23 protein-coding genes and 1 tRNA gene are annotated in these 23,053 nt (G+C 66.8%); 18 read left to right on the forward strand and 6 right to left on the reverse strand.

Annotated elements, in window-relative coordinates:
• Positions 1-152 precede the first annotated feature (152 nt).
• Positions 153-845 carry a TetR/AcrR family transcriptional regulator gene (locus tag OG584_RS23540; RefSeq protein WP_405780706.1) on the reverse strand — a complete coding sequence of 231 codons (693 nt, stop codon included), beginning with the start codon at positions 843-845 and terminating at the stop codon, positions 153-155.
• Between the two features lie 437 nt (positions 846-1,282).
• On the opposite strand from OG584_RS23540, the gene OG584_RS23545 reads away from it, so the two are divergent.
• On the forward strand, positions 1,283-2,329 hold the full coding sequence (locus tag OG584_RS23545; protein ID WP_405780707.1) for a beta family protein: 1,047 nt from the start codon (positions 1,283-1,285) through the stop codon (positions 2,327-2,329).
• A gap of 545 nt (positions 2,330-2,874) precedes the next feature.
• Here the strand turns inward: OG584_RS23545 and OG584_RS23550 are convergent.
• Complete coding sequence (locus OG584_RS23550) at positions 2,875-3,492, reverse strand: helix-turn-helix domain-containing protein (RefSeq protein WP_405780708.1); 618 nt, start codon at positions 3,490-3,492, stop codon at positions 2,875-2,877.
• A 1,362-nt stretch (positions 3,493-4,854) separates the two neighbouring features.
• Between OG584_RS23550 and OG584_RS23555 the strand changes: the two genes are divergently transcribed.
• The 3 genes from OG584_RS23555 (at position 4,855) to OG584_RS23565 (ending at position 8,547) form a co-directional block, all read left to right on the forward strand.
• Complete coding sequence (locus tag OG584_RS23555; RefSeq protein WP_405780709.1) at positions 4,855-7,215, forward strand: hypothetical protein; 2,361 nt, start codon at positions 4,855-4,857, stop codon at positions 7,213-7,215.
• Between the two features lie 307 nt (positions 7,216-7,522).
• A complete protein-coding gene (locus OG584_RS23560; RefSeq protein WP_366504741.1) occupies positions 7,523-7,966 on the forward strand; it encodes a winged helix-turn-helix domain-containing protein in 444 nt (147 codons plus the stop codon).
• Between the two features lie 11 nt (positions 7,967-7,977).
• Positions 7,978-8,547: an HD domain-containing protein gene (locus OG584_RS23565; RefSeq protein WP_405780710.1), complete on the forward strand. Its 570-nt coding sequence runs from the start codon at positions 7,978-7,980 to the stop codon at positions 8,545-8,547.
• Here OG584_RS23565 and OG584_RS23570 read toward each other — a convergent pair.
• Both OG584_RS23570 and OG584_RS23575 read right to left on the reverse strand, forming a co-directional pair.
• Positions 8,535-9,008, reverse strand: coding sequence for an NUDIX domain-containing protein (locus OG584_RS23570; RefSeq protein WP_405780711.1), 474 nt, complete (start codon positions 9,006-9,008; stop codon positions 8,535-8,537). The two genes, OG584_RS23565 and OG584_RS23570, sit on opposite strands and share 13 nt — an antisense overlap.
• Positions 9,005-9,775 carry a helix-turn-helix domain-containing protein gene (locus OG584_RS23575; protein WP_405780712.1) on the reverse strand — a complete coding sequence of 257 codons (771 nt, stop codon included), beginning with the start codon at positions 9,773-9,775 and terminating at the stop codon, positions 9,005-9,007. The genes OG584_RS23570 and OG584_RS23575 overlap by 4 nt, the downstream gene beginning before the upstream one ends.
• Positions 9,776-10,440: 665 nt before the next feature.
• On the opposite strand from OG584_RS23575, the gene OG584_RS23580 reads away from it, so the two are divergent.
• The 9 genes from OG584_RS23580 to OG584_RS23620 all read left to right on the forward strand — a co-directional run bounded on the left by OG584_RS23580 (position 10,441) and on the right by OG584_RS23620 (position 17,641).
• Positions 10,441-10,749 (forward strand): hypothetical protein, encoded by a 309-nt coding sequence (locus OG584_RS23580; protein WP_405780713.1) that lies wholly within the window; start codon positions 10,441-10,443, stop codon positions 10,747-10,749.
• Positions 10,746-11,090 (forward strand): hypothetical protein, encoded by a 345-nt coding sequence (locus OG584_RS23585; RefSeq protein WP_405780714.1) that lies wholly within the window; start codon positions 10,746-10,748, stop codon positions 11,088-11,090. The genes OG584_RS23580 and OG584_RS23585 overlap by 4 nt, the downstream gene beginning before the upstream one ends.
• A complete protein-coding gene (locus OG584_RS23590; RefSeq protein WP_405780715.1) occupies positions 11,087-11,290 on the forward strand; it encodes a hypothetical protein in 204 nt (67 codons plus the stop codon). The genes OG584_RS23585 and OG584_RS23590 overlap by 4 nt, the downstream gene beginning before the upstream one ends.
• A 57-nt stretch (positions 11,291-11,347) precedes the next feature.
• Positions 11,348-12,352 carry a DUF2637 domain-containing protein gene (locus OG584_RS23595; protein WP_405780716.1) on the forward strand — a complete coding sequence of 335 codons (1,005 nt, stop codon included), beginning with the start codon at positions 11,348-11,350 and terminating at the stop codon, positions 12,350-12,352.
• Positions 12,349-12,858: a hypothetical protein gene (locus OG584_RS23600; RefSeq protein WP_405780717.1), complete on the forward strand. Its 510-nt coding sequence runs from the start codon at positions 12,349-12,351 to the stop codon at positions 12,856-12,858. Before OG584_RS23595 ends, OG584_RS23600 begins: the two co-directional genes overlap by 4 nt.
• The gene (locus OG584_RS23605) at positions 12,855-13,193 is read left to right on the forward strand and encodes an RRQRL motif-containing zinc-binding protein (RefSeq protein ID WP_405780719.1); all 339 of its coding nucleotides are present in this window, start codon (positions 12,855-12,857) and stop codon (positions 13,191-13,193) included. The genes OG584_RS23600 and OG584_RS23605 overlap by 4 nt, the downstream gene beginning before the upstream one ends.
• A 73-nt stretch (positions 13,194-13,266) precedes the next feature.
• Positions 13,267-14,838, forward strand: a complete 1,572-nt coding sequence (locus OG584_RS23610; RefSeq protein ID WP_405780720.1) for a hypothetical protein — start codon at positions 13,267-13,269, stop codon at positions 14,836-14,838.
• A 2-nt stretch (positions 14,839-14,840) separates the two neighbouring features.
• Complete coding sequence (locus tag OG584_RS23615; protein ID WP_405780721.1) at positions 14,841-16,913, forward strand: hypothetical protein; 2,073 nt, start codon at positions 14,841-14,843, stop codon at positions 16,911-16,913.
• Positions 16,914-17,125: 212 nt separating this feature from the next.
• On the forward strand, positions 17,126-17,641 hold the full coding sequence (locus tag OG584_RS23620) for a hypothetical protein (protein WP_405780722.1): 516 nt from the start codon (positions 17,126-17,128) through the stop codon (positions 17,639-17,641).
• Between the two features lie 37 nt (positions 17,642-17,678).
• Here the strand turns inward: OG584_RS23620 and OG584_RS23625 are convergent, their stop codons facing one another.
• Entirely contained in the window at positions 17,679-18,200 is a 522-nt protein-coding gene (locus tag OG584_RS23625; protein ID WP_405780723.1) for an endonuclease domain-containing protein, read from the reverse strand.
• Positions 18,201-18,403: 203 nt separating this feature from the next.
• Between OG584_RS23625 and OG584_RS23630 the strand changes: the two genes are divergently transcribed.
• The 5 genes from OG584_RS23630 (at position 18,404) to OG584_RS23650 (ending at position 22,662) form a co-directional block, all read left to right on the forward strand.
• The gene (locus OG584_RS23630; RefSeq protein ID WP_405780724.1) at positions 18,404-19,306 is read left to right on the forward strand and encodes a bifunctional DNA primase/polymerase; all 903 of its coding nucleotides are present in this window, start codon (positions 18,404-18,406) and stop codon (positions 19,304-19,306) included.
• Entirely contained in the window at positions 19,303-19,653 is a 351-nt protein-coding gene (locus tag OG584_RS23635; protein ID WP_405780725.1) for a hypothetical protein, read from the forward strand. Before OG584_RS23630 ends, OG584_RS23635 begins: the two co-directional genes overlap by 4 nt.
• A complete protein-coding gene (locus OG584_RS23640) occupies positions 19,650-20,912 on the forward strand; it encodes a DUF3631 domain-containing protein (RefSeq protein ID WP_405780726.1) in 1,263 nt (420 codons plus the stop codon). Before OG584_RS23635 ends, OG584_RS23640 begins: the two co-directional genes overlap by 4 nt.
• 164 nt (positions 20,913-21,076) lie before the next feature.
• Complete coding sequence (locus tag OG584_RS23645; RefSeq protein ID WP_405780727.1) at positions 21,077-21,274, forward strand: helix-turn-helix transcriptional regulator; 198 nt, start codon at positions 21,077-21,079, stop codon at positions 21,272-21,274.
• A complete protein-coding gene (locus OG584_RS23650) occupies positions 21,274-22,662 on the forward strand; it encodes a tyrosine-type recombinase/integrase (protein ID WP_405780728.1) in 1,389 nt (462 codons plus the stop codon). Before OG584_RS23645 ends, OG584_RS23650 begins: the two co-directional genes overlap by 1 nt.
• A 200-nt stretch (positions 22,663-22,862) precedes the next feature.
• Here OG584_RS23650 and OG584_RS23655 read toward each other — a convergent pair.
• Positions 22,863-22,935 (reverse strand) — tRNA-Arg (locus tag OG584_RS23655).
• Between the last annotated feature and the right edge of the window lie 118 nt (positions 22,936-23,053).

Below are 23,053 nucleotides of genomic sequence, written 5' to 3' on the forward strand. Positions count from 1 at the left end.
GAACATGTTCGCTACGAACAAGTTCTTGAGTGAGTGGGCGGTGCCGCAGTGCGGCGATGCGGCGGTGCTTCGGTGCTCGGAGTGACGCCCTGCGGGCCGCCGGCTGTCGCCTCCGCGGGCCGCTGGGGTGGTACGCGGGCGGGTGCCGGTCCTCAGTCCTCGGTGTCCGGGACGGGCGTCTGGGTGATGCCGTTGACGAGTACGTCGATACCCCAGGCCAGCCGGCCTCCCCCCGTTCCCGTCAGCAGGTCCGGTATGTGCGCTTCGATCGCCGGGTGGGTCGTCTCGTCCACGCCGTGCAGAGCCCGGGTCAGGGCGTTCCAGTCGTCCTTGGCCGCCGGATTGCGTTCATGCGTTGCCTGCTCGGCGGCGGTGGCCGTCGCGTCCTGCAGCAGTTTGTCGACCCCCCAGGCGACCTGTGCCCGGGGCGCGCCGCTGCGGGCGAGGAGGCTCAGGATGCGTTCGACGAGGTTGAGGTAGTTCTCCCCGCTGGGGCGCGCCACCAGCGCGGAGCGGGCGAGCTGCGGATGAGCGAACAGGACGGAGGTGTACGAGGTCAGCACCCCGACCAGCTGGTCCCGCCAGCCGATTCCGTCCTCGCCGCGCAGATCGACCTCGCCCAGCAGTCTGTCGAGGACTGCCGCGTGCAGTTCCGCGGTATTGGCCACGTAGACGTACAGCGAGGCCGGGCCGGTGTCCAGCTCCTTCGCCAGGCGGCGCATGGTCACCTTCTCCAGCCCCTCCTCGCGCATGATCCGCACTGCGGTGTCGACGATCCAGCGCCTGCTGAGAGGGGGCTTGGCGGGGCGTTCGCGGCGGCTGATCGGTTCTCTTGCGGCAGTCATACCCTGGATCGTAACGAACGCGTTCGGCCGGCAGCGGGTGTCCTGTGCCGACCTCGCCGCCGGGGGACCGGCGAAGGTGATCCGGCCCTCCCAGGGGATTCCGGGCGCTCGCGTTCACCGCGAGGCCTGGTGGGGCCAGAACCTGCGGCCGGCCGACCGCTTGGAAGAGTCCGGGCCAGGGGCAGCCGGAGCGGGCACCTGCGATTACCTGCTGCGAGGCGAGGTCACCGGGGCGTTGGCCGGATTATCGGCGTACCCGCGTCAGGCCACCGGAAGCCGGCATTTCGTCTGCTGGTGCGGAGCGTCAGGTCAATCGCAATAGTCGGTTCCGGCCCATTGGCTCGTTTGGTGTTCTACCCATGCCGCGAACCTCTGGTCACTCTGTCGGAGAGCGGCCAGTACGCAGCTGCATGTGACAGGCGGAGCTAGGGGGGCTGGTGGTTTACGTCCCGATCCTCAAGGCGAAGGCGGGCGAGTTCAAGGCGCTTCAGCACGCAACGCCAGAGGTCCGTTCCCGCATGTGCCCGGTCATGGAGCTGGCTCCCGATCCGGAACTCGTCAGAGACCAGCTGGAGACCTTCAGCGACCGTGCCATGGATGCGGTTCCGAATGGCGTAGTACTGGCTGTCGACTGCGGTGCCTTACCGGCAGCGCGGGTCCTCGAAGGTGACACCGGAGGTCCCATTGCGCGGCTGAGTGAGTCGCTGGACCTCCGTGGGGTTGCAATGCGCCCTGTGGTCCGCCTCACGGATACTGACGAGGTCCTTGGCGAGGCGGCAGCCGCGAACGCCCGGCATCAACGCGGCGTATGCCTACGCGTGTCAACGGAGCCCAGTGAGGCCCGTGTGCGCTATGACCAAATCCAGAGAGCGCTCCGGACGCTTCATCTGGAGCCGGAGGAAGTCGACTTCCTCCTTGATGCAGGCCCCGTACGGTCAGATGCCGACGCGAGTCGCCTGGCAGAGAGGGTCTTGAAGATCCTTGATTGGCTGTCACGGTGGCGCTGGCGCCGTCAGTGCGTTGCTGCCGGTGCGTTCCCCGCCAACTTGACGGGCTTCCCCCGTGGGCAGGCAACGCCAGTGGCCCGGCAGGATGAGCAGTTGTGGAGGCGAGTTGCTCATGAGTGGCACGGCGAGCCCCTGGATTTCGGGGACTTCGGCGTTACGCACCCCCGTATTCCGAAACAGAGCCGCGGGACACCAGACCCGAATATGCGATACACGACGCCGGACTGCTGGCAGGTCTTTGTATATCCACGCGTGCGCGCCGGCAACGACGACTTCTTCACCCTGAGCCGCGATCTGGTGACTTCTCCCCACTGGCCTGCGACTGGTGCACAAACCTCCTGGGGAGACGCACGGTTGGAGGAATGCGCCGACCGTCGGAGGTTGAAGGCCGGCGGCGGAACACAGTGGCGCGCATGGGCGACGTCCCATCACCTGGCGGTGGTGACCGCGGAGCTCGCGGCTCTGGGGCACGACTGAAGCTTGTGAGGGCGAGGGCCGTTGCCACTGCGGGAACGTGCGCCCTGTTCCGGGGGAAACATCCGCGGCTGGTTGTCGAGTCCGTCGAAGTGGCGCACCCATGGAGACTCGGTTCGTCACTCGCCCGCGAGACAGCTGAGCGGAGACGGTGCAGCGGGTAGCAGCTGCGTGCACGATGTCGGCGGAGAGCCTTACCGCAGTGAAGCGCCGCCCGAGCTCGACCAACGCAATGCGTCCGACCTGCCAGTCGGCGTGAATCTCTCCGTTGAGGTCCAGCGTTCCGACGAGCCAGTCGGCTACGGCTCTCTCGGTATCGGGCGCGGTACGCATCGGCACACTCCTGGGCTGCCTGTGATGCGGCGCCGGCGCTCCTTGCGGGGGCAGGCCGACGCCGCTTGTGCAGTTCACGCTATGTATCGGCGTGACTACAGCCCGGTGACGGACTTCATCAGTCGGCCCGTCAGTTCTCTCAGTACTAGGACGTGCTGTCCTACTCCTAGAGCGACGCGTTGTGCCTCATCCCATCGGCCCTGCCGTAACAGCACTCACGACAACGTACTGACACCCATGCCTTCCATGAGCGGATCGGATGCGCGTTGGGCTGAGGCGAGTTGCTTCTCAACGGCCTGAAAGGCCCAGTCGCTGTGACCGGCTTGTGTCGCAAGGGAAGCTGCGAGTTGGTACGCGAGCCCAAGCTGCTGCCACACACGCTCGGTGTCTGCTGTGCGGGCGACGGCTCGCCCCTCGCGCAGCAGCATTGGCAGAATCCCGGACAGCCGTGAACAGTCCCCCTTCCAGTACATCGACGTCGCAGACTTGACGGTGTCCGTCCATGCATCTGGTGTTGGCGGGTCTTCGAGGTCGTCCTCCGTCGGCACACCGGGCAGTGCGCCGACGTCTTGGATCGCGTCGCGCAGGGCGATCGGCCCGCCGTCGTCGGTGAGTTCCTCGGTCACGGTTGGCTGTCCGACGAGCCGTTCGAGCTGCACATCAAGAGCTCGCGCGAGGGATCGCAGAGTGTTGATGCGAGCTGACCGGCGCCGGTTCTGCTCCAGTTTCCGGATGGTGTCCACGGAGACGCCCGCGCGTTGAGCGAGCTCCTCCTGCGTCACGTCGCGGAACTCACGCAATCCGCGAATGCGGTCGCCCATGGTCGTGTCCATGCGTACCCCCGCCAGAAGGTCGGATTTCCACGCTACTCCGGACTGCCTGGCCGACGCACCGCGTAGCCGATCGGGACATGACGCAATTGCCCCTGCCCGAACGCGAGGCCGGACAGGGGTGTTCGGTTTCAGATGCCCGACGATCTGAAGGAAGCCCGAGCATGCTCGGGCTGAGGTCCGGTGGTGGCTGACCGGCGTGCCGGCGCTCCGTCCCGGCGCCGGATCAGCGCGTCGGGGTCGTCGGGAGGGGGCTGCGGGCTGTGGCCATCGAGGCGGGTCTGCCCATCCTTGCCGTCCGTCCCGTCGGACCTGTCTCTCCCGTCAGAGCCGACGGGGCCTGCCGGGCCGACCGGCAGGCTCGCCCGGTGACTGTCTCGCCTGCGGGCTCTGTCCCCGTGGCCCCGGGTGGTCCGGTGGGACCAGAAACGGACGTCCGGGTCGGTGCGTCCCTGCCGGCCGCGCCTCGCTCGCCGCGTGGGTCAGGGCCCGCAGGTCCGCGGCTCACCGGTTGTGGGCCGCCCCGGATCCTTACGCCGTCACTACGCCGTTCTCGCTACGTTCCCCAGACCTGAAAAAGGCCCTCCCGGTGGGAGGGCCCGGCCGCGGGTGCGGCGAGAGTGCCCCCGGCAGGACTCGAACCTGCGGCCAAGCGCTTAGAAGAGAGTGCTCCTCTCGGCCAAGTCCGGGGCTCTGACCAGCGAAGTAGCGGTGGATTGCCGGTCCCCAACATAGTTTGTCCCCGCGCATTCACCGGAAGACCTCATTCCGCCCGTCGTGATCGGTCTGGCCGCCGCTGTGATCGTCAGCTGAATCCCACAGGGCGCGCTCGCGCGGTCAGTCCGTTCCAGAGAGCTGGTACGCCAACTACCGTGGTGACCCACAACGGTTGCCCGTACTGTGAGCGCTGCGGAACCTTCGCGCAGCGACCGGGGTGGGCCAGGTGACATCAAGTACGGACGTTGCTGTCACGACCTCCTCCTACCGGGCCTAGACAGCCCGAGTCCGTAATCGCAATCGGGGACGCCAGTCGACCAGGCGCATGTACGCCTCGCTGCACCTAGCCGCCCCCTCCGCGCAATTGGGTGTCGCATGCGCGGGCGCAGCGACGTAGGCCCATAGCTAGACCGAGGGGCATCAGCGTGCGGGAAATCTCCTACGAAGTTCCCCCCTCGGGCTGGGCTTGTGGTGTTGTGGCGGACGAAGGGATCGTGCCCGCTCGGCAGTTCGCGGTGAGTGTCAGCCATCCTCGCTCGCCACAACCTTGGCTGGAGGGTGCTGAAGAGCGAGTGCTCCTGAACCGCCTGCATGATCTCGCAGGAATCCGTAACCTGGAAACAGTTTAAGCGCCTTCGGGAGGTAAGAATGACCGACAAGCTTACGCGGGAAATTATTCAGGAAACCTATTCGAGCCCTGAAACGCAAGAACGAATCCTGCGGATGGATGTCATGTCCGAACTCCTCGGGTCGTGCATCATTTCCGAATCCTACGAGGTTCCGCCGAGGCTTGCAGCAGCTATCAAGCTTTCGCCTGTGGGAGCCGGACTGATTGCGCGAGTCCAAAGTAATGCAAACCCTCGAAATGAGTGCACACTTTCTGCGTTCTTGCAAGTTTACTGGAACGAGCTGCTGGTAGATCCTGACGAGACAAACATTGAAGTCATCGAAAAGGTAATTTCCGATGAGATCAAAAAGGAGCGCATCCTGTTTCCGTATATCTACGGACGGGAACTGTACGACAAGGCTTTCAATGAGCTGAAGGACAATAATGACACTTTGACTCACAAAGACACGATGATGCTGCTAGCTGGAGCTCCGCAGGGAGTGTTTCAACTTCATGATTATGTGACGGGCCCCTACGGGCTTGTGCGGTCACGAGGGATCCGGTACTGCCCACCCTCCGTTTGGGTGCCTCTTCACCATTGCAGTGATCTCTCGTGCACGAGATTGCATAATGTTCTTCTTGAGACGGGATCGTCAAAGATTTCTAAGGTGCGTACCAAAATGCGCGAAATCTTGTCTCGACAGGACAGTGCGGAAGGGGAGTGGAGTGAATTCTTGCGTGATCTCGTTTCGAATTGTATTAACCCCTTCTCCTGGAGTCATCCAGCAGGAATCCCGAGCCTAATCGGAGACGCGTTCTCCGTAGCTGAGATGCGCTTGATTCTGAATGACCTTCTGAATCACACTCAAGGAGAACTTCGAGCATCGCTTTCTGAGCTCGGGCATGAGGTGAAAGAGGCAGAAAAATTCACTGAGAATCTTAGTGAGGCTCAATCACTCCAGTTGATTCTTCTCTGTCGAGATGAGGAGATTGTTGATGCGCTGGATTCGCTGATCCTGTCCGGAGCCATCCTGATTCCGTCGGCTGAGATTCGTAAGTCACCCAGAAGTGTGAAAGCTACGGGGTACTTCGGTCTTGTTCCTGAGTGCGCAAGCAGAGGGGTTAGGTTTCTGGGGAATTCTTCGCAGGCCCTTCTTCGGAGCCGCCACTTGATCTCCAACCTCTTCGATCTAGGAAATCCCGTCCAACGCGAGAGGCTTGAATGGCTCATCCGCGGGACGGATGGTGCTTCCTTCCAGGAGCAACTGGATCAGTTTGTATGCGGTGGCCCGCTTGATGATGCTCTTGGCTCGCTCATTTTTGATAGCGGCACAAACCTTGAAGGGGCGGGAAAGTTTGTGGGTATCGGCCCGCGTGCCCGAGAGCGCTTGTCGAACGAGGAGTCCCTCAGGAGAGCAATCACCTGGCGGCTAGGAATTGATGGCCCACCGGAATCTGATGTGTTGGTCGATTTCCGGCAATATGGAGCCAGGCTCAGGGAACTAGCCATGAGAACTCATACGTATGCCTCCGCCGATCAGGCCGACATTAGAGCGGTCGCATCCAATTTCTTCGTAAAGGTGGAAGGTCTGCTTCAAGAATATCTGAAGCTCGCCACTTGGGCCCTTCTGCGAGATCACTACACAACATCTGGCTTCGTCTATTCCCCTGAAGAGGCAATTGCCTTCACGGTTCAGCAACTGAGCCAGGACCAAACGGACGTTCATTTTTCGGACGACGGAAAGTGGACACTCTTTCCAATGATTAGGGGGTTCGATATTCTGGCCAACCGGTTGACTTCTCTGAAGTCTGATGGGGCTACGCGGCGAGTTCAGAAGGACTATCCCAAGATTCTACGTTCCGCTTCTCCGTACACGTTTCTATTCAAGCATGTTCATCCATACCTTGATTTGGATCCATCCGCAAAATCCCGGATTGTGGCGATGCTATCCGCTGCGGCACAAAAGCTATCCTCGGGCAAGGTGGACGAGATTAGAAACGTATTGCAGCATACTAATCCAAAGTTTCCGACTCAGGATGACGTTTTGGCTGCAATCAATGCTGCGGAGACTGTGTTGGCAGAAGCGGAGGAAGCGGGATTCCTGCCGGTTGTGTCACGTCTTCGAGAATCTCAGACTGACGGCTATGGCAGACGCACGTTGACATTGGGGACGGCGAACGGGAAAACCCTGCGTCTAGTCCGTCCTTCGTCCTACTATTTGACAGGTCTCCCTGTGTTGTCTGAGGCGCAATATGTCCTCAGGTCGGCAATCTATGAAAACTCTAGCGAGGTGCTTCGACTTTCCATCCGCGAAAATTCTGAGTACACGAAGCGATGGTCAGAATACCCGCGGCGTCGCGGGGCTAGCGGAAAATCTGGAAATAGTCACCGCGATGACTGATTCCGAAATGTCTTGGTTATATCAGTTCCCGGTTGAGGGTCAATCGTCGAGTGTGCGGCACGGAAACTGGTAGGACTTAATCGGGGCGGAGATGGAAGCGAGCCGCCTTGATGGCTCGGAAAAGGTTCGCCCGCGCCTGCTTCGGGGCCGTTCCGCGCCCGGCAGTCTCGGCTGTCATGCTCGAGTTTCACCGCCGGCCGTTCTGCGCGGAAACTGACCCACCCATCACTCGGGTCTCCGTCTAGCTCTGGTCTCGCGTGGTCACGTGCGACCCTGGCAACAACCGAAGCTCGTGGAAGGAGGTGCCGTGCCGGAGGTCAGTCCGCGCGGAACCTATCTGCTCATTGCTGATGCGCTGCGGAAGGAGATCGAGCAGGGAGAGCTCAAGGGCAGCCTGCCGTCAGAGGCCGCCCTGATGAAGGCCCACGATGTCTCCCGCAACACCATCCGTCGCGCGCTTAAGATGCTGGAGTCCGAGAGGCTGATCACGTCCGTGCAGGGGGCTGGCTGGCGCGTGTCCAGGGCCCCCATCCCGCCTCTTGTTGAGCGCTTGGTGGCGGTCATCACGGAGGACTCGCTCGCCGTCGGCGATAGGTACCCGTCAGAGGCGAACCTCTGCGAGCGCTTCGGGGTGTCCCGGACAGCCGTGCGTCACGCTCTTGCGCAGATGGGCGGGACCGGACTGCTCGCCACTGTGCATGGCAAGGGGCGGACGGTGCGCGCTCTTCCAGCCGCCCAGAAGGAGTCATAGCCTTGCCTTCCATGGGGCTTAATGAGTGGGCATACTCGCTCTCCGAATCAATGCTGGCCGAACCACTGCCGCGCCGCTGGGTGCACTCCCTCGGGGTCGCCAAACGGGCGCGTGCCCTCAGCCCGATCCTCGGTCGCGACGCCGAGTTGCTGGAAGCTGCCGCGGTCCTGCATGACGTCGGCTATTCCCCCTCCATCGCCACCACCGGCTTCCACCCGCTCGACGGGGCCCGGTTCCTCCGAGATCAGGAGGGCGCCGACGAACGGGTCGTCCGGCTCGTGGCGCATCACTCCTGCGCGCTCCTGGAGGCTGAGGAGCGGGGTCTGCGGCATGAGTTGGAGACCGAGTTTGAGCTGGAGCGGCCTGAGCTGGTCGATGCACTCATCGTGTCGGACATGACCACCACCCCGGACGGCGGGCACACGACGCCGGCGGCCCGGCTAGAAGAGATCGTGCATCGGTACGGGCCGGACACGATCGTTGGTCGCTTCATCCAGCGAGCGGCGCCGGAGATCTTCGCCGCCACGGAGCGGGTGGCAGGCCGTATGGCACTTGTCTCGGCCGGCACTCAGCCGATGTAGGGCTCATTGCGTGATTCGTCCAGGGCGTGCTGGATCCGCAGGCGCATGGATGGGTGGATGTTGAGATCAGAGAGGTCCGCCGGGTCCACCCAGCGGACCTCTTTGGATTCACTGCTCGTGCGGAGGTCTCCGCCTACCGGGTGGGCCCGGAAGCAGATGGAGAACTGCTGCCGCACCTCGCCATCGGTGTACGCGAGCACGTGCTCCGGGTCGGTGTAGAGCCCGACAATGCCGTCTACCTCGACCTTGATTCCGGTCTCCTCGTCGACCTCGCGAACGGCCGTTTCAGCGATGCGCTCGCCGATGTCGTGGCCGCCTCCGGGCAATGCCCACAGGTTGTTGTCGGTCTTGTGAATGACCAGGAGCCTGCCGGCGTCATCGAGCACGGCGGCCGTTACTGAGGGCACCACTGAGTTAGCCGCGGGAGCGTTGGGGTCACGGAAGTAGTCCACTCGGCTCATGCGTCTGGAGCTCCTAGGTCAGTGGGCGAGGAGATGGGCCGCGCAGTCTCCCAGACCCGTTCAACGCTCTCAGCGTAGGCGTCGAACAGCTCACCTCCGGGGACACGCTGGATGTGCAGCACCGGTGCCATGTACGCGCCCACGCCGTACAGGTGGCCGTTTGCGAGCATCTCGTCATCGGCTCGGTAGATCGAGTTGTAGAGCGTGGTGGCGTGGAGCCGGAACTCCACCCCTGGAAGCTGGAACAGTGAGGCGTAGTTGACCAGCGCGTTGCGAATCTTGCTGGCCATCGCACCCCCGATTCCTTCGTCCTCGCCGCGCAGAGTGACAGCTGCGGACTCGGGATCCCCGAGCATGAACCGGATGCGTGCGCCGGCAGCCGACTTCTCCTTGACGACCTGGTGGAATGCCGCGTCCTCGGTGAGCCAGAAGCCCGAGTAGACGAGTACGTCAAAGTGCCGCGAGGCGCGGGCGTAGAGCTGTGGCCAGATGCGTTTCGGCACCACGGAGCGATGAGGGTAAAGCTTGATCAGCTCAGCATTCCCAGCCTCTGTGACCTGCGCTGATGTCCGCTCGTCTGGCCACAGGTAGGACATCTCGCACCGCAGTAGCGAGGCTGCCGCGTACTTGAAGCGGTGATACGGCTGCCGCTTCGGCTCATTGACCCAGCGTTCGACTGTCTTGGCTGACACGCCTAGCTGTTCTGCGACTTGATCGAGCGATAAGCCGCTCTTGGTGATCGCGCCGCGCAGTCGCTCATTCGCCATGCCGCACTCTCCCCTCGGTGGGACGACTTGGGACGACTTCACCGTAGCCAAGTCGTGCACCAGCCGTACAGGTACGGAGTCCAACGTCTCGACCGCAGCGGCCAAGCTGAAGGCACATCAACGGAAAGGCACGGCAACCCCGAAGAGTGAAGGGGCTTGACGCCGCGAATCCTTCTCCGCATGATGAGGAACAGGTACTACATGTACCTCTCTGGATTTCGGTCCGGCGAGAGGTGCTGCATGCGCAGAGGGCGGGGACGCTGCAATCCCGCTAAAGGCCAGGTAGGACGCAATGGGCTTCGGCCCGACTGGCGAGGTGGCCCGGCGACCGCGAGCAACGGCCGGCGAGTGGGGACGTGGTCCCCCTTGCAGTGCTTGATCCCGACCGACCACAACAGAGAGGAGTCCTGATGAGTCGCCCAACTATGTGGGCGGCGTCCGTGCTGGACCGGCAACGGCCGCCCTGCCCCTCGCGTCATCGCCTGACCTGGCCTTGAGCGGCCGGTTGCCTCCTCCGCCCGTCCGTCCTCACGGGGCCGTACGGGCGGGGCAGAGGGGAGCCGGAACACCTCTTCCTGCTTCACCCGCAGACGGCGCGCGGCCCCGGTGGTGAGACACCGGGGCCGCTGTTGTTGGGCCGTCCTACCGACAGGAGAAAACGACCCATGAAGACCATCGTTGCTGGTCGCGAGCCCGTTACCTGCACTGAGTTCATCGAACTGGCCCTGGGTATCGACCTGGAGCTGTTCATCGGCACTGCCGCCGAGTCCCCGATGGACCGGACGGCCCGGCTGGACGTCGCCCACGAGGTTCTCGCGGAGCTCCAGGAGAGCGACCCCGAGACGGCCGCGTACGCCGAGTCCCTGCTCCGCACGCTGCCGCTGAAGCAGCCGCGCCCGTCCGGTCGGCGCCCGCGCCGTACGGTCCGCCGCCCGGTCAGCGACTGCACCGCCCGTACGGCGGTGGCGGCATGAGGACGCAGACGATGAACGGCCTGGCCGCCGCGGTGGCGGCCCTGGACTCGCTCGTGGAGCGGTTCCCGGATCTGCCGGCCGCGGACGTGAACGTGTCCACGTTCTACCCGGACCGGCTGGTCCTGTCGTTCCACGGCGACCGCGGAGAGAAGAACTTCGAGGTCTGGCGGTCGGCGCTCGGTATCAGCTACGCGGCGGTGTCCAGGGAGCAGGAGATCGGTGGCCCCCTGACGTGGCTGATCGCCGAAACGACCGTGGGTGGTGTCACCGTCCGGCTGATCGGATACGGAGAGCGGCAGGCAGCGGCCGAGCAGCTCGCTCCGTGCGAGGTGGCCACATGAGCGCCCCGAACGCCGGTCTTGGCGCGTGGTGGCTGCGCTACGGCGGCGCACTGCTGGTTGCGGCATGCGTGGTGTCGTGGCTGCTGCCGCTGCCGCCGTGGGCGCACTTCCTGTGGAACATGCTCGTGAGCCTCGGCTGTGTTCACCTCCTGGCCCTGCACCGCAAGCGTGGTGGGAACGGGGGCCGTCGTGAACCGTAGGCCGAGCACGGTCATGAAGCCCGCGTCGGGCCCGTGTTCACGAGCGGGGGCGGTGTCGTGAACAGCGTTCAGATCCGTTCAGCAGAACGCGCATTGTCCGTCGGCACGTGGCTGATCGTGGGCGGGGCAATGCTCTTCTCCATCCTCACGGTGACGCCGCTCATGGAGAAGCACACGCCCGAGGGATGGAAGTGGACCGCGCCGATTCTGCCCCTGGTGGTGGACGCCGCGGTCGTCATCGTTGTCCGCCTGGACGCGGTCCTGGCCCGCCTCGGTGGGCACGGCGGCAGGTGGCCGGTCGCGCTGCGGTGGATGACTGGCTGCATGACCCTCGCGTTGAACGTGGCCGACTCCGCACTGAGGAAAGAGCTGGTCGGAGTGGCCGTGCACGCGGTCGCCCCGCTCCTGCTCATTGTCACCGCTGAGACTGGTCTCGCCTACCGCCAGGCCATTACCGCTGCCCTGAGGGCGCAGGAAGCCCGGCAGAAGGCCGAGCAGGCAGAGCGCGAGCAAGCCGCCGCAGAGCGTCGTGAGGCGGCCGAGCGGCGGGCCCGGGAGGAGCGCGAGCACGCCGCCCAGTTGGTGCGTGAGCAGCGTGAGCATGAAGCGTTGTTGGCCCGTGAACAGACCGCCCGGGAGCAGGCCGCACGGGCGGAGGAGCGCGAGCGGGCCGAGGCTCGGGAGCGTGGCGAGCGGGAGATCCGTGAACGCCGTGAACGCGAGCGTGAACAGCAGCGGGTAGAGCGTGAACGCCTTGAGCGAGAGGCCGCCCAGCGCCGTGCTGCTGAGCGTCTTGAGCGCGAGCAGCGTGAACACCGTGAACGCGCCGTACGGCAGGAGCGGGCCGAGCGTGAACGGGCCGCGCTGCTGGCGGCCGGCCCCGCGACGGAGAAGCAGTCCGAGGAGAAGGCGCGGGCAACGGTGCGTGCCGCGTTCGAGGCGGGTCTGGCGGTGCGGGCCGCGGCCGAGCTGACCGGCTGGTCCATCGGCTGGACCTCCACCCGCTACCAGGAACTGCGCGACACCACCCCCGCCCCCGTCTCTGAGGGAGTTTCCGCATGATCACCCCGGTTCGCACCCGCACGCTCGACGCTCTGCGCGCCGACCTCTCCCAGGCCAAGGCAGCCGCCACGGCCGCTCGTATCAAGGGCGAGCAGCACAAGCTGGAACGGGACCTCGCCAACGACGCCGCGATCCGGGCCGAGACCCACGTTGAGAAGCTGCGAACTGCGCTCGATTCCGCCCGCGCCGACGCTGCACGGCTCGAAGGGGAGATGGAGGCCCTGCGGGGCCAGTCGCTCCTGGACACCGAGGACCGTCAGGCGCTGCGGATGCTGCTGCGCGCCACCCGCAAGCAGCACGGCCGGGCCGAGCGCGTCTACATCCTTCTCCGCTTCGGGGACGTGCACAGCGTGCACGCCACGCGGGACGGTGCTGAGATCGCGGCCGAGGCCGAGGGCGCCCCGCGTGACGGGTGGACATCCGATGCCACGTGCTGCGCGGCACCGGTCCCGGTCTCCGAGATTCCGTGGCGCATCCGGCCGGTCCCGCTCGGCGGCGCCCGGTGAGCACTCTGCCGGTCTACCGGTGGCGCCTGGCCCCGGACGGCTACGCAACCTTCCGGCAGCTCCGTTCCTGCGGGCTGCGGCCCGGCGGTCAGGACGTCGCCGCTGTGCTGGAGCGGCCCCGCAAGCGCCGCGGCCCGCTGGTCGCCTACCTCTACCGCATCGACCGGGCCAAGCCGGTCCGCCCGATGACACCGGCCAAACGAGCGGCGCTCGCCAAGGCGAACACCGCCCAGCAGGTCTGCCCGAACTGCCGCAGGGACGCCGGATATCGCATCCCGCGCTCCCTCGGCATGTGCGTGCCCTGCGCCTACCCCGAAGAACAGTGCGCCGCCTGAAAGTTCGCAGGGCCCGGCCCTCTCCACCACAGATCGCACCGGGCCCCCAACTCCGCGAAGGAGTGCACTCAGCATGACCGACACCACCATCACCCCGGTAGTGGCCCCTGCGGCCACCCCCGACAACACCCCGCCCCCTGCACCCAAGCAGAAGCCCACACCGGCAGCCGCGGTGGACCACACCCCGGGCGGCTGGCCGGTCGTCCCGCTCGCGGTGACCGGCACCAACGCCACCACGTCCCTGCTCGCCGCGGCTGCGCTGGTCGGCGGACCGGCCGCCCTGGCCGTCGCCGCAACCGGCGCTGTCGTCCTCGGCACCGCCACCGCCGCCCGCAAGCACCGGGGCAAGAAGAGGAAGCCCCGCAAGGCCGCCGCCACTCAGCGTTTCGCGAGCAGTACGGGCTCCACCGGCCGATCGTCCCGCCACATCGGGACGGGTCGGGTGCCGGGCCAGACTCGTAACGGGAACGCCGGCACCAGTAAGACCGCACGTCATCGCGGGGGCAAGTCCGGCCGTGCGGGAGCTGGTTCCTTGCTCGGCAACGGTAAGCCGGGGCTGTCGAAGAGCAGCACGGCCCGCGTCAGTAAGACGCCGGCCCGGCAGACCACGGCCGGTGCCGGGGGTGGGGCGCGGGGCCGTGCGGGGCAGGTCAAGGCGTTGCGCGACGCGGCCCGCACGTCGCCCGCGTCGCGTGCCGGCCGCCGGTCTGAGACGGCTGGTGCGCGCCGGTCCCTGGCGGATGCCCGCCGGGACGTGAAGAGCGCGGCCCGGTCGGCGTCCCAGGCGCGTAAGGGGCCGCTTGGCCGGTCTGTGAGCAAGGCCGCGGGCCGGGTCAGCGCAGCCAAGAGCGCGGTCATCGACCGCAACCGGGCGGCCCGGGACCGGCGGGCAGCCGATGCGGTCGCCGCCGGCCGGGACACGGTCCGCAAGGCACCGGCCCGCAGGAAGGCGCGCAAGGCCCTGCGCCGGTCCGCGGCTCGGTTCCAGGGACGTCGACTCTTCGCTGCCCTGCTCGCCGGGGCGCTCGGACTGGTCGGCCTGGTCTCCACCCCGCTGGGCCGGAAGCTCGGCTGGGCCTGGCTCCAGTACCCCGGACGTCGCCTCTACGCCCGGATGACCCGCACCGCCCAGGAACAGCGCAACGGCAGGGACGACGCCATTCACGCCGCCCTGCAGGACGAGGAAGCCGCCATCGATACCGAGGCGGCCGAGAACGCCGATCAGGTCGGCGACACGGCGGAGCGGCCCACCGGGCCGACGCCGGCAGCACCCACCACCAGTGCGAGTGAGGGAGAGAACGTGTCTGGATTCCGGTTCGAGGAGTACGCCGCGGAGATGGAGTCCGCGGCCGGACAGTACGACCCCGAGAACGCCATGGAGATCCTCGCCATGGTCGAAGGGCTCCCGGCCGCGCTGACCTGCGTGGCGAACGTGATGCGGGTCCTGGCCGAGCGGGCCGACAGCGAGTTCCCGCTGGAGAAGGACGTCGCGGACGGCTTCAACGACATCTTCGGCGCCGTCATGTCCGCGGTCGCGGTTGCGGAGGACATGGGGCCGCTGTTCCGGCAGTCGCACGAGCAGGACATCGCCCGCCACGAGGACCCGCGCAACGGGTCCGAGGCCGAGAAGGGCTGGAACGTCTGATCATGACCACCAACACCGCCTCCACGGGGCCGGTGTGGGACTGGGCTGCCGGTCACGGACCCGTGACCGGCGCCCTGTCTGCCACCACCGGAGCCCTTGCAGTCGCCACCACCGGAGCGGCCACCGGCATGCCGCCCGGCTGGGCCCTGACCGTCGGCGCGGCCGGCGCGATCGGCCACACCATCAGTTCCCTGCGTGACTGCCTGTCCGCCCGCACCATCGCGATGCGCTCCGCATCGTGGCTGGTCGGTGCCGGATGGACGACGTGGGCCATGACGACGGGGCCCCTGACGTGGGCCGCGCTCGGGTCCCTGGCCACGATCGGTGTCGGGATCGGCGCCACCGCCCGCTCCACCCTCCTGCACGAGGAAGCCCGCGAGCTGGAGGCCATCGCCGCCGATGAACGGCAGGTCAGCCGCGAAATGTCGGCGGAGCGTCGGGCGATCGCTGCGGAGTGGGTGGACCGGGTACAGCGGGTCTGCAACCTCACCCTGCGGATCGTCGCGGTGGAGATCTGGCCCACCGGCACCGGCTTCACGATCGACGCCGAACTCCCTGCCGGCGGCACCACCTACGACCGGATCGCGCAGCACTCCGCCGCGCTGTCGGCTGATGCGAGGCTGCCGCACGGCTGCACGGCGGTTGCCTCGCAGGGCATCCACCAGGGCCGGGTCCTGATCGACGTGACCACGGTCAACGTGCTCTCCGAAGAGCGCACCTACCCCTCCGACTACAGCCCGTTGTCGATCTACACCGGCATCCCGTGGGGGTATCGCACCAACGCCGAAGAGATCTGCGTGTTCCTGCGTGAGCAGTGCGCGCTGGTCGTCGGCCCCACCGGGTCTGGCAAGACGAACATGGTCCACGTCATCCTCGCCGGGTTCGCCCGCACCACTGACGTCCTGACGTGGGTCATCGACCTGAACGCCGGATCGGCCGGCCTGTCCTGGGTCCGCCCCGCACTCGACGCCAACGGCGCCCCCGTGGAAGGGGTCCGGCCGGGCATCGACTGGCTCGCCTCCACCTACGAGGAAGCCGCCCTGATGCTCGATGCGGCCCTGGCGATCGGACTGCGCCGCAAGGTCGCCTATCAGGACCTGATGGCCCAGCAGAACACCGACCAGCTCCCCATCAGCGCGAAGATCCCACAGATCATGCTCGTCATCGACGAGGGTGCGGAGATCCTGACCAGCACCGACCGGTCCATGAAGGCCCTCGCAAAGAAGATCCTCGAAGTGATCCGGATGCTCCGCGCCATGGGCGTCCGCACCGTGCTCACGGCCCTGGGTGCGACCGGGTCCGTGCTCGGGAACCTGATGATCCGCCGTGAGGCCAAGGCCCGGGTCTGCCTCACCGGTGGCGAGGTGGAGGGCATGGACCTGAGCAAGGTCTTCCCCGGCACCCGCGGACTGCGCGTGGACCAGGCCCCGTTCAAGGGCGCCGGATTCATGGGCACCCCCGAGTCCACGGCGGCGCTGTTCAAGAACTGGCGGATCCTGCCCAACCAGATCCGCGACATCGTCCACGCCACCACCGACATGCACCCCACCCTCGACGACGTCTCCACCAAAGCCGCGGGCACCGCCTACGCCTCCCGGTGGGATCCGGAGCGCACCGCGTGGATGCGGGACCCGGCCAACGCCCCGGCGGCCACCGAGCAGAGTGGCGAGTCCGTGTCGGGCGGGCTGAATCTGTCGGCGCTCCGTAGTGAACCGGGCGCGCCGGCGACCGATGAAGATGCGGCCGTGCGGGCGTTCATGGAGCAGATCGATGCCCAGTTCGCGACCGCCCCCGAACCCAAGGATCCGCCGGAGCCGCCTCCGGCACCGGCGGGGCTGAATCTGTCCGCGCTCCGCGACAGCGACGACGAGAACGGACCGGCATGGGTGGCCGATGCGGTCGCCGCGATCAAGGCCGCAGGCCCGGCCGGCATGAAGCCGTCCGCCGTCGCCGATCTCGTCCGCCGCAGCCGCCAGGCCGTGCGGGCCGCACTCAAGGCAGCGGCCGAGCGAGGCGAACTGATCTACCGCGACAACGGACCGCACTCGGTGTACGTCCACCCCAAGCACGCCTGAGCGCCTCACAGAGCGCTACTGGCTACTGGATAGTGGCAACTTTCCAGTAGCCAGTAGAACGCCCTTCTACTGGCAACCAGAGGCCCTGACAGGGCTCTTTCCGCTTGCCAGTAACCAGTAGCCACTAACCACTAAGACCACGCACCGTCACAACGCGAACGGGCGGCACCCACCACCACGGGTGCCGCCCGACGCGTTGAAGGGAGCCCCTTGTGTACCCGGAGACCGCGTACGAGATCACCACCCGCACCCCCGCACCCGCCTACCCGACCCCCACCCCGGCCGGGTACCCGAGCTACCTCCCCGCGCCCGAGGGGCCCGTGATGCTGCCCTCCGAGATCCCGCCCGGGGTGCAGATGGTCACCCTGCCCGGCGGCATCCGCACCCTCGCCTACACCCCGGCACAGGCCCCACCCGCGCCGCCAGTTCCGGTCGCGCAGCCGATCCCGGCATGGGCCAAGACCACCGCACTCCTCACCCCGACGATCGGCGGGGGCATCGCCGCCGCAGGAATCGGACTCTCCTACGCAGCCCCGGGACTGATCGCCATGAGTGAAGCCCTCTGGGCCGCCGTCGCCCTCATCGCCGCCGCAGCCATCGGCGTCCCCATCCTGCTCCGGCTCGGCAAGGCCGCCACTGGTACCGGCCGGGGCAGCACACACATCACGCAGAACATCACCGCGACCGGGATGTTCGGCAAGGCCAACGGCACCATCAACCACGGCTGACACTCATCTGTGCTTACTCATAGCGCAGTCGGAGCGGTCAGCCTTCGACGAAGCGCCTGCGGTACTCACAGTTTTCTACCAAGAAGGGTGAGCGGAACTTCAGCCGTCCAGCAGCGTGAAGGCGACGGGCTGGTGGATCGCTCAGGTAGTGGTTCATGCGTTGCCAGTCCTTTCGATCTTCGGGAAGGACTTCGTACCAGGCAACGCCCCGGGTATTGCATCCGATACACAGCAGGCCCCGGACGCACCCTCCACCAATGGCCCACCCTGCGTCAGAGGGCGGACAGCAGTCGTGATCATGATCGATGTGCCAGTAGGAGACGGTTGATTGCCCCTCAGGGCCTTTGCCGCACAGGGCGCAAATGCCTCCCTGAAGATCCAGGATGGCTAGCACGTCACTCGCGGTGAGGTTGTACCGCCTGCCTTGGCGAGCTATCCGGCTGCAGCTGGGGCAGTGCCCGCTCTTGCGTCCGGCTTCCCCTAGGTACCTGACGGTGACGCCACACCCTTCACACGCCCCCAGCGTTTCGCGCGTTATGGGAATCCCGTAGCTCATCATCCCGCGACGGTAGCCGGAAGCTCTGACAGCTCTTCGACCACCGGCGCCCTTCCCGCGGCAACGTGCCTTCGGCCGCCACACCGGCCGGCCGATGACGTCCCGTCGCACTTCCACGCAGACACGCCGAAGGCGGCCCCGCCTCGCCAAAGTCCGGGACCGCCCTCGTCCAGAACACCCACGAGAGAGAACTGGAGACACCCAGCATGACCCACCACGCACAAACCGCGCTGCTCGAAGCAGCGTTACGAGCCGCCGAACGTGGCTGGCACGCCTTTCCTCTCCGCCCCGGCGACAAGCGCCCGGCCCTCCATGGCGAGAGCGTCTGCACGGGTCTCGGGGAATGTGCCGGCGGGCACCGCAAGTGGGAGGACCGGGCGACCACCGAACCGGACCGTATCCGCCGGGCCTGGGCTGACCGCCCGTTCAACGTCGGGATCGCCACGGGCCCGTCCGGGCTGGTCGTCGTCGACCTCGACATGCCCAAGCCCAACAGCAGCACGGACACGCCTTCCGGCGTGACGACCTTCGAAGCGCTCTGCGAGCGCGCCGGACAGGCCATCCCCACCACCTACCGGACCCGGACCGCGGGTGGAGGGCGGCACCTCTACTTCACTGCCCCGCCAGGGGTACGGCTCGGCAACACCGCGGGGACGCTTGCCCCGTTGGTGGACACGCGGGCCTGGGGCGGGTACGTCGTCGCCGCGGGCAGCACCACTACAGCGGGCCCGTACGAGGTGACCGACCCCGCCCCCGTCGCACCCCTGCCCGCATGGCTGCTGAGCCTGCTGCAGCCCGCCCGGCCCGCACCGGCCGGGCCGCTGGTTGCCCCGGTCGTCAGCGGCAGTCGGGCGGGCAAAGCGGCGCTGGAGCGGGAGTGCAACCGGGTCGTCGCCGCGCCGGAGAAGCAGGGCAACAACACGCTCAACCGATCCGCATTCAAGGTGGGGCGCTTCGTCGCGTGGGGCGACCTGGCCCGGCACGAGGTTGAAGCAGCCTTCCAAGGGGCGGGAGAGGCCCGGGGGCTCACCGCTGCCGAGTGCCGGGCCACCATCCGCAGCGCCCTGGACAGCTCCATCCGCACCGCCCGGCCCCGGGAGACGGCATGAGCACCCCGCCCCGGCCCCGCTTGGAAAGCCATCCACCCACATCCGGCCCCAGCCTCGCCGGACCGGCCCGCGCAGCTTCCGGCGGTGGTGCGCCGAAAGTCGTCGGCCGTAAGGCCGTCCCCACTGCTGTTCGCCCTGACCAGCAGACCGGAGACGGCCGCTACCCCATCGCGTGGCTCACGATCAGCGCTCCCCGCGGCGCGACCCCGAGCGCGACCAGCGTCTGTGAGTGCGGCCGCAACCTCTTCGCGGCCGGACACCGCAAGGTCCTGGCCCTGATCGCTGACCACGCTGACCACAAAGCCCGCTGCCCGCTCCGTGCCGACCAGGAAGGCGCCGCCGCATGAACGCCACACCGACCGCCCCGCCCATCGACGGTGCCGCCCTCCTCGACGAAGTGGAGGCCTTCCACCGACGCTTCAACGTCTTTCCCACCGAACACGCCTACGTTGCCGTAGCGCTGTGGGACGCACACGCACACCTGATGGACGCTCTCGACGGCACGGCCCGCATCGCCTTTCTCAGCCCCGAACCGGGCTCCGGGAAGTCACGGGCCCTGGAGATCATCGAAACCCTCACGCCCCGCGCGGCGACTACCGTCAATGCCTCCGCGAACGCGCTGTTCCGGCTCGTCTCCGCAGACGAGGGAACACCCACCCTCCTCTTCGACGAGATCGACACCGTCTTTGGGCCCAAGGCGGGCGGGAACGAGGAAGTCCGCGGCTTCCTCAACTCCGGCTACCGACGTGGCGCGAAGTCCCTGCGCTGTGTCGGAGACGGATCCGAACAGAAAGCAGCCTTCTTCCCCTCGTTCTGCGCGGTCGCCATGGCCGGACTCGGCTCCCTGCCCGACACGATCCTGACCAGGTCGGTCATCATCCGCATGCGCAAGAAGGCCCCCAACGAGAAGTGCGAGCCCTACCGGCGCCGCGTCCACGAGAAGCAGGGCCACGTCCTCCGGGACCGGCTCGCAGAGTGGACCGCCACCCTGCACGACCAGGTCGCCGACGCGTGGCCCGAGATGCCCGAAGGGGTCACCGACCGGCCGGCCGACGTGTGGGAGCCGCTCCTCGCGGTCGCTGATGCTGCCGGCGGGGACTGGCCGGCACGGGCTCGCAAGGCGTGCACGGAACTCATCAAGGCCGCGAGCAGCAACGAAGAAGCGTCCCTCGGTGTGCGGCTGTTGACCGACCTTCGGGACAAGGTGTTCTGCGGCGTCGACAAGATGCCCACCGCCGCCATCCTCGAAGTCCTCCTCTCCCTCGACGACGCTCCCTGGGACGACCTGAGCGAGGACGGACAGGCCATCAAGCCGCTCACCGCCCGACGGCTGTCCAAGCTCCTGAGCCAGTACGTGCGGCCCGACAACACCCCGATCAAGCCCAAGGGCATCCGGGTAGGCAGCACCACCCCCAAGGGCTACTACGCCGAAGACCTCACCGACGCGTGGAACCGCTACTGCCGCCCCAACTCCCAGGAATCCGCAACATCCGCAACATCCGCAACACCGCAGGTCAACGAGGGTGAATCTGTGGCGGAACCCCTTCCTGGGACCCGCCACATGTTTGCGGAATCCGCCACACCCGCCCTCCGCAGCGTGGTCTGACACCACCTGCCCGATAGGTGCCGCCGCACCCGCGCCGTGGCGGCACCTATCCGCAACAGAATCGGCATCCGCCACAGATTCAGGCCGCTGACCTGCACTGTTGCGGCGTGGCGGATGTTGCGGATCCCCCAAGGACAAGAGGCACGGCCGAGGAGGCACGCCCAATGCCCAGCAGGACCAGAACCCCCAAGATGCTCACCCTCCCCGAAGTCTGCGAAGAGCTGCACGTCTCGCGATCGACCTTCTACGACTGGCGCCAGAAGGGCCGCGCCCCCCGCTGCATCAAGCTCCCGAACGGCGACCTGCGCGTACGGCGGAGCGACTTGGACAACTGGCTCGACGACCACGAGGACGCTGCTTGATGGAAACGACGTACAACGTCAAGGTCTGGAAGATCGCGACGTACAAAGGGGCACGAGGTACCACGTACACCGTGCGGTGGACCTTGGACGGCAACGAGCAGCGGGCCCCGTTCGCGACACGAGCACTCGCGGACGCCTTCCGCTCCGAGCTGGTCAGCGCGACCCGGCGCGGGGAGGCGTTCAGCTTCAGCACGGGGCGGCCCGTCTCCCATCAGACGGGTGCCACGGCCGTGAACTGGTACGACTTCGCTGTCCAGTTCGCCGACCTCCAATGGGATCGGACGGCCGGCAACAGCCGGAAGAACACATCCAAGGCGCTGACGGCCACCACGGTTGCTCTGCTGCGCACACCACCGACAGGCTTCCGGCCCGTCGACGTGCGCACGGCGCTCCGGGAGTTCGCCTTCAACACCAAGCGGCGCGAGGAGGCACCGCCGGAGGTGTCGGCCATCCTCAGGTGGGTGGAACGGAACACGCTGTCCATGTCGGCCTGGGAGGACCCGGCCAAGGTGGACGGAGTTCTGCGGGCGTTCGACGTTCGGCTGGACGGCACGCGAGCCGCCGCCAGCTCCGTGAAGCGCAATCGACGCGTTCTCAATGTCGCCATGGAGCACGCTGTGAAGCGCAAGGTCCTGCGGACGAACCCCCTGCCGAAGGGCCGGGGGACCGCGCCGCCGACATCGTCAGCGGTGGACAAGCGGGCAATCCTGAACACGGGCCAGGCGGCTCGGCTGCTGGGCTGGGTGCGCGGCCGTTCCCGCGGTGGTCCCCGACTGCACGCATTCTTCGCGCTGCTCTACTACGCCGGCCCGCGCCCCGAGGAAGCAGTGGCGATGCGGGTGCGGGACATTCGGCTACCCGACCCGGACGCTGCGGACCAGTGGTGTGAGCTGTTGCTCCACACGGCTCAGCCGGAGGTCGGCAAGAACTGGACCGACAGCGGAGCCATCCACGAGAAGCGCGGATTGAAGGGGCGAGCCGCGGACGACACCCGAGTCGTCCCTGGACACCCCTCCCTCACGAGGATCCTGCGCGAGCACATCAAGGTCGAGGAGCTGAAGCCGAGCGATCTGCTGTTCCAGGGGGAGAAGGGCGAGCTGCTCGCAGGCTCCGTCATTCGCCGGGCCTGGCGATCCGCTCGTGCCAAGGTCCTCACCCCTGATGAGTTCGCCTCACCCTTGGGCAAGCGGGTGTACGACCTGCGGCACACGCGGTTGACCAAGTGGCTCGACGACGGCATCCCGCCGGCGCAGGTCGCGGAGTGGGCGGGGAACAGTGTGCCGATCCTGCTGGCCATCTACGCCCGCTGTGTGTCAGGTCAGCTCTCCGAGCTCAAGAAGCGGATGGAAGCGGGTGAGGACCTCCCCGAGTTGCCTGACGTGGGCTGACGGGGCACGGAGAACTTCTCCGTGCATTCTCCGTGGCCACCCGTAGAAACCCGGTGACAGCCGGACAGTGCCGGACCGTCCTCACAGCCTCCCGAGGCCGGTCCGGCACTTACGCGGCCTCTACGGACCACTCTCTAGTGTGCGTCTGACCAGCGAAAAGGCCCTCCGGGGTGGAGGGCCTCAAAGTGGTGCGAGCTGTGTGCCCCCGGCAGGACTCGAACCTGCGGCCAAGCGCTTAGAAGGCGCCTGCTCTATCCACTGAGCTACGGGGGCCGGATCGTGGCCTCGGTGGCCTGGAGCCCCGGTTGTACGGGTGCGTGACCTTGCCAGGGACCAGGATAGGGCTCCATTCACCTGCTCCCCGTTGCTTCACCTCCGTGGCACGATGTGG

The organism is Streptomyces sp. NBC_00859 (assembly GCF_045161865.1).
GTDB lineage: Bacteria > Actinomycetota > Actinomycetes > Streptomycetales > Streptomycetaceae > Streptomyces.

Bases quoted from the DNA above. Each gene is read 5' to 3' on its own strand.
- OG584_RS23580 (WP_405780713.1), top strand. From the start codon at position 10,441: ATGAAGACCATCGTTGCTGGTCGCGAGCCCGTTACCTGCACTGAGTTC.
- OG584_RS23630 (WP_405780724.1), top strand. From the start codon at position 18,404: ATGACCCACCACGCACAAACCGCGCTGCTCGAAGCAGCGTTACGAGCC.
- OG584_RS23590 (WP_405780715.1), top strand. From the start codon at position 11,087: ATGAGCGCCCCGAACGCCGGTCTTGGCGCGTGGTGGCTGCGCTACGGC.
- OG584_RS23640 (WP_405780726.1), top strand. From the start codon at position 19,650: ATGAACGCCACACCGACCGCCCCGCCCATCGACGGTGCCGCCCTCCTC.
- OG584_RS23540 (WP_405780706.1), bottom strand. From the start codon at position 845: ATGACTGCCGCAAGAGAACCGATCAGCCGCCGCGAACGCCCCGCCAAG.
- OG584_RS23570 (WP_405780711.1), bottom strand. From the start codon at position 9,008: ATGAGCCGAGTGGACTACTTCCGTGACCCCAACGCTCCCGCGGCTAAC.
- OG584_RS23650 (WP_405780728.1), top strand. From the start codon at position 21,274: ATGGAAACGACGTACAACGTCAAGGTCTGGAAGATCGCGACGTACAAA.
- OG584_RS23615 (WP_405780721.1), top strand. From the start codon at position 14,841: ATGACCACCAACACCGCCTCCACGGGGCCGGTGTGGGACTGGGCTGCC.
- OG584_RS23550 (WP_405780708.1), bottom strand. From the start codon at position 3,492: ATGGACACGACCATGGGCGACCGCATTCGCGGATTGCGTGAGTTCCGC.
- OG584_RS23600 (WP_405780717.1), top strand. From the start codon at position 12,349: ATGATCACCCCGGTTCGCACCCGCACGCTCGACGCTCTGCGCGCCGAC.
- OG584_RS23585 (WP_405780714.1), top strand. From the start codon at position 10,746: ATGAGGACGCAGACGATGAACGGCCTGGCCGCCGCGGTGGCGGCCCTG.
- OG584_RS23635 (WP_405780725.1), top strand. From the start codon at position 19,303: ATGAGCACCCCGCCCCGGCCCCGCTTGGAAAGCCATCCACCCACATCC.
- OG584_RS23555 (WP_405780709.1), top strand. From the start codon at position 4,855: ATGACCGACAAGCTTACGCGGGAAATTATTCAGGAAACCTATTCGAGC.
- OG584_RS23565 (WP_405780710.1), top strand. From the start codon at position 7,978: ATGGGGCTTAATGAGTGGGCATACTCGCTCTCCGAATCAATGCTGGCC.
- OG584_RS23645 (WP_405780727.1), top strand. From the start codon at position 21,077: ATGCCCAGCAGGACCAGAACCCCCAAGATGCTCACCCTCCCCGAAGTC.
- OG584_RS23625 (WP_405780723.1), bottom strand. From the start codon at position 18,200: ATGATGAGCTACGGGATTCCCATAACGCGCGAAACGCTGGGGGCGTGT.
- OG584_RS23575 (WP_405780712.1), bottom strand. From the start codon at position 9,775: ATGGCGAATGAGCGACTGCGCGGCGCGATCACCAAGAGCGGCTTATCG.
- OG584_RS23610 (WP_405780720.1), top strand. From the start codon at position 13,267: ATGACCGACACCACCATCACCCCGGTAGTGGCCCCTGCGGCCACCCCC.